Genomic DNA, 12,947 nt, shown 5'->3' with positions numbered 1-12,947 from the left:
ATTTACTCACTAACACGATAGGCACAGCAAAAAGACAATGCTAAGGAGAATTATTTTTTGTTTGCTTTTTGCCTGTGGTCTAATTGCCATCACTCATGCTGAAAATTCGGTAAAATCAGAGCTTGAAATTCAAATTAATGGTATAAACGATACTAAAGTCAAACAAAGCCTTATTGATAACATTACCCTATCACGCTTTAAGGACTTTGCCTTAGCACATCCAAATCAAATGCAATTACTGCTTAAAAAAAGTGATGACGAAATCAAAACTCTACTTGAGCCTTATGGTTATTATAAACCAGTCATCAACACTGATTTTAAGGTCCAAAATAACAAATGGATTGTTATTTTTAATATCCAGCTCAATGCACCACTTTATATTAACTCACTACATGTGAACATCGTTGGCGCAGGCAAAGGAAGTAAGTTTGCGAAAAAAACACTACATAACTTTCCATTAAAAGAAGGTGAAATACTCACTCAAACGCAATATGAAAAGGCAAAATTCTTACTCACGGATAGTTTTTTCAATGAGGGATATTTAGATGCAACACTAACTGAACATCAAGTTCGCATCAACCTATTAAAATACAGTGCAGAGATCGTTCTGACAGTTGATACAGGAGAGCAATACAAAATAGGGGAAATTAACATCAAACAAAACCGCTATGAGTATTCACCAGAGTTTATTTACGATTTGATTCTGATCAAACAAGGGAGCAACTTTAGTCAAAACAAAATAACGCAAGCAAATAAACGCTTGCAAGATAGTGGTTACTTTAGTAGTGCACAAATAGTACCATTAATCTCTCAAAGAGATCAGCAAAATAAAACCGTGCCAATTAATGTCAAGCTTACTGCAAATTACTCGCGTAACTATACCTTTGGTGTGGGTTATGGCACTTTCACCGGACCACGTGTAAGCTTTGGCACACTTTTTCGTCACGTAACAAATACAGGACAGCAATTTTCATTCAATATTGAAGCCTCTCCTGCTAACACCACCTTTAGCACAAGTTACACTTTTCCAGGCCAAGATCCGTTATATGACAACTGGAATATTAATGCCCAACAAAGTTATATTGAAACTGATACTTATAATGAGCGCCAAACAAACTTTGGTCTTATTCACACGCACAAATACGGTAATTGGCAAGCAACTACTAGTATCCAACAATATTTGACCAACTACAGTACAGTTGCCAATTCAAATAATATTAATGGCAAATATTTGGTACCAGGGATTGCGCTTGTTTATGATAGTACAACACAAAATGGTTTTTACTCTGAAGGTTTAATTTGGAATAATCTATTACAAGCTTCTATTAAATCCCCTTTGTCAGATCAAAACTTTATTCGCAACATGATGAGCATTTATTATTCTTTTCCACTTAATCTCGATTGGAATCGACTGCTATTTGCTGGTTATTGGGGTTTTACCACTGTTAATAATATTCAAGACGTTGCACCTAACTTTCGCTTTTACGCAGGTGGAATTGCTAATTTATTAGGGTATCCATATTTAAGTCAAGGACCTACCGTCAATGGTAATGTCACAGGTGGACGCTACTTAGCAACAGGTTTTGCTGGCGTTGAGCAACGCATTTATGGCAATTTTAGTACCATGCTTTATTACAACTTAGGAAATGCTTCAAACAAACCCAATCTCAGTGACATACAAATATTAAAAGCTGGAGGTATAGGTTTAAGTTATAAAACCCCTTTAGGACCTTTTATGGCTTTTTTTACACGCACGTTAAACCGAAACGATCAGCATTGGCGCTTTGATCTGAGCATAGGAGTAAACCTATGAAAAAATTAGGTAAGTGTTTTAAATGGTTAACTATTAGTGTCTCTACTTTACTACTCATTGTCTTAATTTCGCTTGGTTTTTTACTTTTTACCACGCCTGGGCTTAAAATCACAAAAGTCATTGCCAATCACTTTTTACAACCATTGGGCATTAGCATAGAAGGTGAAATTAAGGGGCAAATCAACCGTTTACAATTGCAAAACTTAGACATCAAAAATGATGTCGTTAATATTCATTTAAGCAATGTTCAACTTTCTTTATCGCTGTGGGCTTTAGTTGCAAAACAAAAACTTGATGTCAATAAGCTTAACCTTTCTAAAGTTTACGTAGATGTTAATACGAATGTAGAAGAAATTACAGATAGCAAAACTCAACATATTGAAGCTTTCGATTTTAGCATGCCACTTGACTTGAATGCTTATGCCATAAGCATCGATCAAGTAGACTACCTCATGAATAATGAGCTCATTGTTCAGGCTAGATCATTTTCTGCTAAAAATGTATCACTTATCAAGGATAAGTTAAGCCTTGATTCTGTCGCTGCTCAATTGCCACAATATCAAGCACATGCTTTCTTGAAAACAGGCTTTATTATTTTAAATGCTCCTTTTTCAACTACACTTGATCTAAACGTCAACCTTTCTCAACAAGGTGTACAATTAACGACTCAAGACACAACGATACGTGGTGATTTTGGCAAACTGTTTCAAATAGTTAGTAAAGGGGACGTTTATTATCAACAAAAACCTTATCCTTATGTGCTTACAAGTCTGTTCAATGGCGCTCAAATTGACACTAAACTCATCTTGAATCATATTGCAGAAATTGATAACACCTTGCTATTTAGCAACAAACTAAATTGGTCACTGGCAATTAAATCGCTTAATCAAACCTGGCCAGTACATCTTAATGCTGGAGGTATACTGAACACTAAAGAGGATCAACTGGAGCTAAAGACGAAATTTTGCGATGTCTTTGCCAATGAAATCAAGCTTAACTGTGTACTTAAACTCACTAATAAAACTCGCTTATTTCAACTCGACGATTTCTCTTTAACCAACCCACATAATAATGATTCTATTGTACTTCAACTAACTAAGAATAATGCATTACTTAAAGCCAAGTGGGAAGTATTTATTACCAACCTAAATCATTACCCTTTCAGCATTAGTGGGGGCATTTCCTCTAAAGGTAATATCGCTATTGATGACAAAGACTATCACACACTTTCTTTTAACTTAGATATTCGTGATTTTCTATACAAAAATTTTGATACCCAAAAACTCATCCTAAACGTTGACAATACTAATCTTTCATTAAGCGTAGATTCAAACGATGTTAATCTGGCTCTTCAGAGTAAGCTTAAATCACTTTCTCTATCGACGCTTATTGCAACGATTGATACGCTTAACCTTACGCTGAAAAAATTTAAGCAACGCTGGCAAATCATGCATCCAAGTACAATCAAACTCTCTCCAACTAACAGTTCATTATCAACGCTTTGTTTAATGACCTCTTCTAATAATAGGCTATGCCTAGAAGCAAACTTTTCACCTCGTGCCATAATTGCAACACTACATGGAAGGATCACCCCCGTGAAATTAATGCCTAATCTACCCTATGGCAATGATACTTTTGTCGTTGATTTTGATAGCACATACTCTCAAGAAGCAAATGAGAATCCCATTGCCAACGTTAATGTTACTGGAAAGGGTTTTTTCTTTGGCAATAACAGTAACTGGTTTAAAGAATTACAAGCAATTGATCCAATTCATAAACTCATCTACCTCACTCATATAAATGCAAGTGTAGATCTCAAGAATAAAATGCTCACCAGCAAACTTGATGCTCACTTCCCACAAAACAGCATAATAGCTGCACTAAAAAGCAGTGACTTTGAATTTGCTCATTTAACGAGCGCAATGATTAATGGTAATATCAATGTCAAATCTACGCGTTTAGGCTGGATCAGTAACTTCTTCCCAAAGTTTCCTACCTTGATTAAAACTGGAGCGCTCAATGCAAAACTTTCTATCAGCAATAACTTCTCTAATCCAAATATCAATGGCAATCTAAAACTCGACAATGGCACAATCGAATTACTTCCACTTAATACAACTCTTACAAACTTGAATGCTAATATAAAGATCAACACGCCTCTGACTGCTCAAATAGAGGCTCAAGCGATGATTGATCATGAACGATTGTCGATTTCGGGAACTAGTCTCTTTCAACAAGGTAAAATCAACACTAATATTACAATAACTGGTCACAAGCTTAAGGTTATCAATACGCCTGATATAGAAGTAATCGTTTCACCTAAGCTTAACTTTAGTCAACAAAATAGTGATAACACGCTCACTGGTAGTATTTTTATCGATCAGCTCATTGTTAATCTGGCAGGCATGAAAGGAAGCAACTTACAAAACACTATCCAAAATGACGTCGTTTATGTGAATAACAACCAGGCACTTGAACCGCAAAAAAAAATACCATTTAGCATGAATATCAACATCGATATGGGGCAAAATGCTTCGATTTCAGGACTTGGAATTAACACAAATATTGAAGGTACGCTTAATATCATAAGTAAATCCAACGAACCGATGCTTGGTATAGGAGCTTTGCAACCTGTTAATGGCATATTTACTGCTTATGGCAAGCGTTTCACAGTTGATCCTAAATCAAGGGTCTTGTTTAATAGCTCTTCTGTTAATAACCCCCTACTTTCAATCACTACTTATTATAACATCCCAACTTCTGTCAAACTTTCACAACCTGATGTACCAGAGACAATCGGCATTCAAATTACAGGAACAGCAAACAATCCTAAAGTTCAGCTTTTCTCTAATCCTACTATGTCACAAACCGATATTTTATCTTTTATTCTATTTGGACAAGTATTGACAAGCTTGAACAGCAATCAGACTTCATCCGATTCACTTTCTCAAATGGCTTTGTTAATTGCAATTAACGAAGGTGGCAGCAGTGTGATTGATGAATTAAAGGATCGTCTATCACTAACTGAATTTTCGCTTGGCAACTTAAGCAATAATTCAACTAATACCACAAATGGAACAAGCAATACACAAAATAACACCGCTGTCTTCATTGGTAAACAAATAACGCCACGACTCTACTTGAGTTATGGTGTTGGAATATTCACAGGGGAACAACAAGGTATTGCAACGTTTTCACTTACACCACAATGGAAATTAAAAGGTGAGGTAACAAGCTTTGATAAAGGTGGAGATATTCTCTACCAAACACATTCGAAAGATTAAATGGTTACGATGAGCATATATACTTTATTATACAAACTCACCTTAGTCGAATGTAGGATGATGTACTTCGTTGTATTAGTTTTCTAATATAGTCATGACGCTTAGAAATGGCGACAACAAGGTCATATTTATTTACACAACCTAGTTTTTCAATCAATGATGCAATAATTCTCTCAACGCTCCTATGAGATAATGAAAGTTTTGAGGCTAAAGATTTTGCATCATAATGCCCATGATAAATATAATAAAAACAACTATTTTCAGAATCTGTCAGCTGAAAGGGAAATTTGTCTTGCTCTATTCCCATGTTCAACTTGATTGGTTCTATATATTCAGTGATGTCAAATAACTCATAGAATAAAGTGTCAGAACTAAATAATCTCTTTTCTATCTCTTTAATAATTTTTTTAAAGTACCAATCATATTCGCGAACGTTAAACGCTCCGTTTTTAGTAACAATGGTTAAGGAACTAATAGAGTCATCTTCATTATACACTCTATAAGTCACAATGTTTGGTAAGACACGGACCCTATCAAAAAAGCCATATTCACACTCTATAATCTCTTGTTCACGTATAAAAGGAATAACTTCTTCAAGGGTTGACACACAAGGTAACTCTAATAAATTATCATAAAGGTGTAAAGGCTCATGTATTGAACTGGTATCTAGCCATTCCTCTGTTGTTTCTCTAACGAGAATAGGAAATGATATGACCTTTTTATTTTTATATACTCTATCATAACTTGCATCTGATACCTGAAATGTATGGGTCAACTGTGACACAACATCATAGTAGCTATTGATTACTCTACTTTTATGATGAAAATAAATCTTTTTAAGATTTTCCTTTCTGTTACAAATAGACATTTAACTCTACGTATAGCTAGAACAATGTGGGCAAATACTACTTTATATTCACCTAAAGATCAATATACAAACAATACTTGAAATATGTACACACTTTACTAAACGATCAATGTGTTTATAGCATTAAGGTTTTTAATTTTTAAAAATAAAATTATGTGATATTTTATTACCAATAACTCACTTTGCTTACAATGTTGATCACATTAATTTACCGATTTTCAGCATTTGCTCTGGTTTTTCATTATTTTCCTTAAACAAGAAAGACAAAGGGTTTTGATACTCACCAGGAGATAATAATTCAGACAGCTCACGTATATGTGATAAACATTTATCGTTTAACTTAGATTTACGACTCTTACATAAATTTAAGCAAATATTATCTTTTAGCCAATCACAACTTAACATTTCCTGCACGATCATTGTTAAATTATACAAGCTATTCTCGGTCAGCGAAAAAGATAAAATACAAGGCTGTTCTTTATCTAAAGTTTGCACCAATAATTCCACCTTTTCCTGTGTCATTTTATCATCTTCGGCTATTCCATATTGTGATTCTAAAACATCGTTTGCATCATGTGCCTCTTTATTTTTACTATAAACACCTTTTAACTTAACTTTTTCTTTCTTTTTAAACTGATGCTGTTGCTCTTCATACTTGTTATGCAAATCATGGTAAAAAACTTCTATTTCTTTTAAGGCTTCATCTAAACTTTCTTGGTCTTCTTCATTTATTTCTTCATTTACTTTATGTACATGTGCATACGTTTTTAAATATCGACCTAACAATTCTATGAATTTTTCCAGTTTATCTTGCAAAACTTGAATTTTACCTTGCTCTATATAAACCTGGTTTAAAAATTGCAATAGTGGTTTTTTGAATTCAAATTCCTGTTGCTGCTCTAATAATTGTTGTGATATTTGTTTTATTTTTGTTTGTAATGAAGACATAAGCCCCCCAAGTTAATTTGACCTTAACAAGTTGATAGTTAAGTTCATAATGTGCCAACATTTTCTGCGCTAGTTGTATTTTGCTTGCCTAAATAATAATTCATAAATGCTTCAGAATAATCATTATTCTTAAAGATTTCTTGTAACTTTGTTTGTGCTTCTGCTGAATATGCCGACTCTCCTTTTTGATTTTTTGCAAACATTGTATCATCCAATCTAACGCGAACACCTGCCTTATCGTAAGCTTCCTTAATTGCCTCATATTGCTTCCAATCTAAATCATCATCATCTTTATTATTATCTTTCTTTTTATAGATTGGTTTTAATTTCAATGTAACAGTAGGAACTATTTCCTGCTGAATTTGTTTGTTTAAATTTTTATTCTCATTTGGTTGTTTCAATTTATTCTGAGAATTACTATTAGGGTGTTCTTTTGGCGGATTAACTTGCTGTTTAGGTAAACCTATATTTAGTATTTCTCTTACTTTTTCATATTTTTTCTTTTCAAAGTCTGGATCGTTTTTATCCAGCTTATCTACCGCTTCTAGAACCTTTGCTTTTAAATTCGCTCGGGTATTAGCACGTAAAGTTGCAGCAGTCGCCAGTACACAAAGTGCGAACTCTTTTCCGTTATTACTTGCTTCAATATGAGTTATGCCATCACTTTTTTGGGTGATAGTGTAAGCATCTTCGCCTGATTTTAACGTGTAAATTGTGGCATTGTCTTTTTTATCCTGCTTAAATTTTTTGAACTCAAATTTTGGTAATTTAGTGCCATCACTACCTTGAGGAAGCAGCGTATTTAACACCTCTACCAAAGCTTTTGCTTCATCCTTTGTTTTAACCTGACTTAGATTAGTCAATTGCGCAAAGTTATAATCAGCACCTTGTTGAAAATCAATCTTATTGTTATTCCAATTAACACCCAATATTTCATTAAGTTCTTGTTCTGACCATTCGGTTTTTTCCAACAGATCAAATTTATTGTCTTTATCCTTTTTAAACAATTTTTCACGTTTATCCTTTTTTAAATTATTAACACTCAGCAAGTAATGTTCTTTAGATTTATCTTGATCCTTCATATATTTATCAGAATAAAACCCAACTTTTTCTACAGCCTTTATTTCATAGTTGTTTGCACCATCTTTTTTTACTGCATAAAAAATCGTATTATTTAAATCAAATGACATATTAAAATTCCTCTTTATTAAAAATAAAAAACGCTATCTATTGATGTTAATCATGGGAACGAAAGTGTACTTTTCTTCTTGCAAGAGCTAGGTGACCTTGCAATCAAAACATCAGTTGAAACTTTTAGAGCTTGATGAAATCGATTTACTGGTTTAAGTCAACTTGACTTCATAAAGCTATTATATAATCCAATAACAATTATCTTGGGGTATTCTGTGTTCCAACGTCTGAACCACCTTTGAAAATATCACCTTTATAATTTGAACCACTTTTAACATCATAATCTATTTTTTCTATTGGTTGATTAAACCAATTGTCTTGTGAAAAACGATTAATTGAATCCTGCTCTAATTTTGCAGAAAGTTTAAAAGCTTCTTTCATCGCAGCAATTGCTTTTTCATCTGAAACAACATTAACCTTATACTGCTCATTTTTACTACCATTATTATTTTGACTACTCATTGTTTCCCCCTAGAGTATATTTAGTTAAATCTGTTGTTATTATATGAGCATTATTCAAAAGACACCATAGTATATGAGTAGATTCATCAAATTGCTGAATCTTATAACGTATTTACAATCTTGACAGACAACATTGAAAGATACTCAAAAAGTGCCATTTATAGCTTTACTGTATGAATCAGATTGTCCCTCCCAAGTTAACCACGGACAAGAACTCGTGCCATAACCTTTGGATTGGCATACAAAGACAATTGTAGATTTATCTTTAATATAACGCGCTTCGGTCCCCATATTACAAGAAATCAACCCATCTTTAATTTCTCCATTAGAATTAATCGTCAATCTACATAAATCAGGAGAATTTGCAAAACCAATACTTAGAAAGCTATCATTGTTTCCTTTACACGGATTACCATAGAAACCATTTGCTAATGGCGTTGCATGTTGACCACAAGCGCTAACATTCAAAGAACCGAGTCCCAAAGAAATAAAACGATAGGGGAATACGTTCATTGCTACTGTCACTGTAACTTCAAGATAACGACTTCCTGTAAATCTATAATCAACGTGTAATAAGTTATCATCCCCATTCGTATAGGCCTCTGCCCATTGTGGTGATTGATCCGAATGGGCATCAATGTTAAATTTAATCCCAGCCATAAAACGATCATTATTAAAATCATTAATTCTATAAGCAATCCCCCCCCTTACTCGTGTATCACCGCCTGGTCCAGATGTAGCATCTACTTCATAGGTATACTCTTTACCTCCATTAATATTAGATTTACTCGTCTGAAATCCTCGTCCTTCATCCACCCAAGTTCCTGGTTCTACCAAAGTATAAGGGGTATTGTTTTTAATCGTAATATAATAGTCTGTGACAGCAAAAGCCCATATTGGGGATATAATGACTCCTAAACCAATAATTAATTTAATTTTATTTTTCATTATCTTATTTCTCCACTTCCATTCATAACTTATGACAAGATTTAAGCCTTATTTGTTAGGATTAACGGGGTTATTAAGGTGCGCACTATTTTCACCTCCACCGCTACTACCTTTCTGATTTTTATGATATTTGTAATTATCCACAGACGTGCCGACATGTCCCACACTAGAGCCCATGTTTTGAACACCATGCATTTCTTCTGTTTTGCCTTGATTATATTTCTCTGCCGTTTGTGTGCCTGCTTGTGCCATACCTTGAGCATTTTGCATACCAGAAGACTTCATCTCTTGCATATCTTCAGCACCTGCACGCTCATTATGTGTGCCACCTACCCAATGCAATATTTTATCTGGCAAAATATAAATTAATGAAAAGCACTTGTAAAAGGCTAAACCAATAAAGCTTGCATACATAAATACCAATAATAAGTTTAATGTCCCCGTTACATAACTGTCACTCGATGTACCATACACATTGCTAATTTGAGTTGCTACAGCGTGAAATCCTTTTGCCGAAATGGCAATAACCAGATATGTCAAAATAATCGCAGTAATTAACCCAAATACCATCAATACAGGTCTTAAGACAAGGTTCAACATGATTTGAATAGCAGGTTCCGCTTTACCAAATACTTCATGTCCTTCTGGATAAACAATACCTAATGCCACAACAGGGGCTGCAACTAAAGCTTCAATAATGAGTAACAACCATGCAATCTTTCCCGCCCAAAATAAGATAAATGGGGTCAATGGAATAATAAGTGCGAATAAAACTGCATTGGTAAATAAGGTCACTAAAACAAAAAATACTAAGGGTAACCATACTAATGACATCGTTAAATTCGTCATAGTAATAAGGGTCGCCAATTGTGCACCAACGTCTCCAATTGAAGAAATCACACCAGGCAACCCAGGTGTAAAATAACTAAAAGCCGCAGTTCCTAATGCAGCAAGTTTTGACGCACCCTGAATAGTAGATACTTCAATTAAAACATCTGTAAAAGCTTTCTCTGTTTTTTCGGTAACAGATTGCAAAGTATCAACTACCATTTTAATTAATGACTGCCCCACACCTTGGATCTGTCTTAACGCTGAAAAGGCATTTGTCATTTCAACGCCAGGAGTTACTGCTTCACCAATATTATAAATTTGACTTAACATTCCTCCTGCATCAGCATTAAGGCTCATTTTTTGGAAAATTCCATTTAAAAAACTCTCCGCAGGAGAAGCAATATCAGCAACTACTGCACCTTCATGGAAAAAACCGACATTATTTAGCTGAAACAAACGCACTAAGTACAAAAATTGGCTGATATATTCTGCTTTCAAGCTTTCTATCCCTGATTTACTATTAGCAAGTGCCGTTTGAATAACTAAAAAATACTTACCAATATCTGTTGAAATAGAAGAAGGAACAACCGCATCGATTAAATCCTTACAACTAAAACCATCAATAATATGCTGATTAGGAAAAAGCTTGCTAAATTGATCCCTACAGTACTGATTATCCTTATCTCCGTACACGTTATGAAAAACATCTATCATTTGCTGTTTAAGCTTAGTGACATCCAACTGAATAAACTTATCTGTTTTATCATTTTCTGTATAATCAGTTAATTTGACCTCTTTATTATGCTTAGGATTTTTTTCATCTGCGTGGGTGTCAGGATAAAGTCTATATTCAAGAGAACCATCATTATAATGGTCAACTAAGCTACTAATACTATTGTTATTTTTTAAATACTGTAGTGTCACACCCACTTTATCAATAGTGATTTGACTTTGCTGGTTGTTATACAATAAGTCATCAAATATTGCAAAGTCATTATGAAATGCTTTTAATACTTCCTCAAAATTACCATCCAATTTAAAGTACTTTTGATCTGCATTCCACCAGTCATTTTCACCCTCCTTTTTATCATCTTCAGTAGAGTTGACTTTATCTTGATCGGTATTTTTTGCTTCGTCCTTTAATTTTTGTTGAAACCCTCTGGCAATCGCCTGAGACAACGTAAAAATAACATCTGCATCGTTTGTTAGGTGCTTATTAATATCCATACTATTGTTATGAATAGCCATAATACTATTAACCATGTCTTGACAAGAACGTGGTTGTGATCCTTCATCCTTTTTTTCAACATAACAATAAGTATTTAACGCCGTAGAAACTTTATCCTGATCAGGTTGAGTGATAGGTAACCTAAATATATAGTGGTTAATGATTTTGTAAACATCAAATTGAACGTAGTTATCATCCTCAATCACTGACCATTGCTGCATACCTTGTTTGAGTCTTTCTATGTTGGCTGTATTAATTTTTTTGTCTTTCGTAACGTAAATATCGTCTAATTGATTATTGTCAATCATCTTTTGGGTAATGTTTTTTTCGATTTTCATTGCCGCTTGTACTAAAGACATTTGATCCACTTTAGTCGTATCCAAAGCATCATATTTATTATCACTACCTGTAGGCATACCAACGTTTTTTAACATATCTGCTGAAAAACCTGCTAAAAGATACAAAGCAATGTCAGTCTTCACTCCATCTGATATATCAAAACTCATCACAGGCGGTACTTTATCCTTATCGAGTTTTTCATAAGTATTTTGCCATACTTGATTAGCAAAATTAATGCTCACTCCCACCATCAAAAAAACAAAGTATTGTGCCATACAAAAACCTGATTTTAATGGAATTGCACATGCAGAACCTAAAATAGTTCGCAAAGGAATCCAATAAGAGCTCCAATTTTTACCTAAAAAAGTACCATCTTTTGCTGTATTAATCGTGCCAATTACCAGAATAAAAGCATAAATAGCAATTACTGCCATAATAATGCCACAATTGAAATAATAAATAAGCTCCCTAAAAGCAACGTCACTTGCTTGCCCTGACAAGGCGGCAGATGCCGAAGTATTTTGGCTATCAAAACCAAATAGCTGATCAAGTACCTGCCAGGCGCTCCAGTTTTCTGTTATACCCGTTGCCATCATTTGACTCCTTTTACTAAATCACTAAACCATTCTTTAAAATGACATCCTAATTTTTTCTTCAATAGTTGATAGCGCCAAAAATGATATTTAAAGGCATTGGCCAAAAGTAATAGCAAAACCGATATGGCCATTAACCCAACTAATATATAACCATGGATGAATAAATACAGCGCATAAAAATAATCAACGACAGCAAGCAATAAACATAGTCGCAGCATAAAGGTAAATCTTCTAATTAGATAAGTTACACGATTACTATCTACACCTATTGCTGCTAAGTCTTCATATGACATTTCATGCTCAGGTTGTCTAATTTTAAATACCTGTTTAAAGATATTAGCAATAAATTTATGCTGCTTTTGAAACGAATCAATTAGAAACATTTTCTTTGTACGACGGAATCTAATTTTCTCTTTACTTTCTTTTGTTTTTTTCATAT

The 12,947-nt window shown here is 34.0% G+C and carries 9 protein-coding genes; 2 read left to right on the top strand and 7 right to left on the bottom strand.

Annotated elements, in window-relative coordinates:
- Positions 1-37: 37 nt before the first annotated feature.
- Both DNJ77_RS01785 and DNJ77_RS01780 read left to right on the top strand, forming a co-directional pair.
- Entirely contained in the window at positions 38-1,813 is a 1,776-nt protein-coding gene (locus DNJ77_RS01785) for an autotransporter assembly complex protein TamA (protein WP_116963288.1), read from the top strand.
- Positions 1,810-5,097 (top strand): translocation/assembly module TamB domain-containing protein, encoded by a 3,288-nt coding sequence (locus DNJ77_RS01780; protein WP_116963287.1) that lies wholly within the window; start codon positions 1,810-1,812, stop codon positions 5,095-5,097. The genes DNJ77_RS01785 and DNJ77_RS01780 overlap by 4 nt, the downstream gene beginning before the upstream one ends.
- A gap of 37 nt (positions 5,098-5,134) precedes the next feature.
- On the opposite strand, the gene DNJ77_RS01775 is transcribed toward DNJ77_RS01780, so the two are convergent.
- From DNJ77_RS01775 to DNJ77_RS01745, 7 genes are all read right to left on the bottom strand, one after another.
- Positions 5,135-5,965, bottom strand: coding sequence for a hypothetical protein (locus tag DNJ77_RS01775; RefSeq protein WP_116963286.1), 831 nt, complete (start codon positions 5,963-5,965; stop codon positions 5,135-5,137).
- 198 nt (positions 5,966-6,163) lie between these two features.
- Positions 6,164-6,913, bottom strand: a complete 750-nt coding sequence (locus DNJ77_RS01770) for a hypothetical protein (RefSeq protein WP_116963285.1) — start codon at positions 6,911-6,913, stop codon at positions 6,164-6,166.
- 44 nt (positions 6,914-6,957) lie between these two features.
- Positions 6,958-8,103 carry a hypothetical protein gene (locus DNJ77_RS01765; RefSeq protein WP_116963284.1) on the bottom strand — a complete coding sequence of 382 codons (1,146 nt, stop codon included), beginning with the start codon at positions 8,101-8,103 and terminating at the stop codon, positions 6,958-6,960.
- A gap of 199 nt (positions 8,104-8,302) precedes the next feature.
- Complete coding sequence (locus DNJ77_RS01760) at positions 8,303-8,566, bottom strand: hypothetical protein (protein WP_116963283.1); 264 nt, start codon at positions 8,564-8,566, stop codon at positions 8,303-8,305.
- 144 nt (positions 8,567-8,710) lie between these two features.
- Positions 8,711-9,514 carry a hypothetical protein gene (locus DNJ77_RS01755; protein ID WP_116963282.1) on the bottom strand — a complete coding sequence of 268 codons (804 nt, stop codon included), beginning with the start codon at positions 9,512-9,514 and terminating at the stop codon, positions 8,711-8,713.
- Between the two features lie 48 nt (positions 9,515-9,562).
- Positions 9,563-12,508, bottom strand: a complete 2,946-nt coding sequence (locus tag DNJ77_RS01750) for a DotA/TraY family protein (RefSeq protein WP_116963281.1) — start codon at positions 12,506-12,508, stop codon at positions 9,563-9,565.
- Positions 12,505-12,945, bottom strand: a complete 441-nt coding sequence (locus DNJ77_RS01745) for a hypothetical protein (protein WP_157966551.1) — start codon at positions 12,943-12,945, stop codon at positions 12,505-12,507. Before DNJ77_RS01745 ends, DNJ77_RS01750 begins: the two co-directional genes overlap by 4 nt.
- Positions 12,946-12,947: the final 2 nt, after the last annotated feature.

The organism is Fastidiosibacter lacustris (assembly GCF_003428155.1).
Taxonomy (GTDB): Bacteria; Pseudomonadota; Gammaproteobacteria; order Francisellales; family Francisellaceae; genus Caedibacter; species Caedibacter lacustris.
This window is presented reverse-complemented; position numbering and strand designations above follow the sequence as displayed.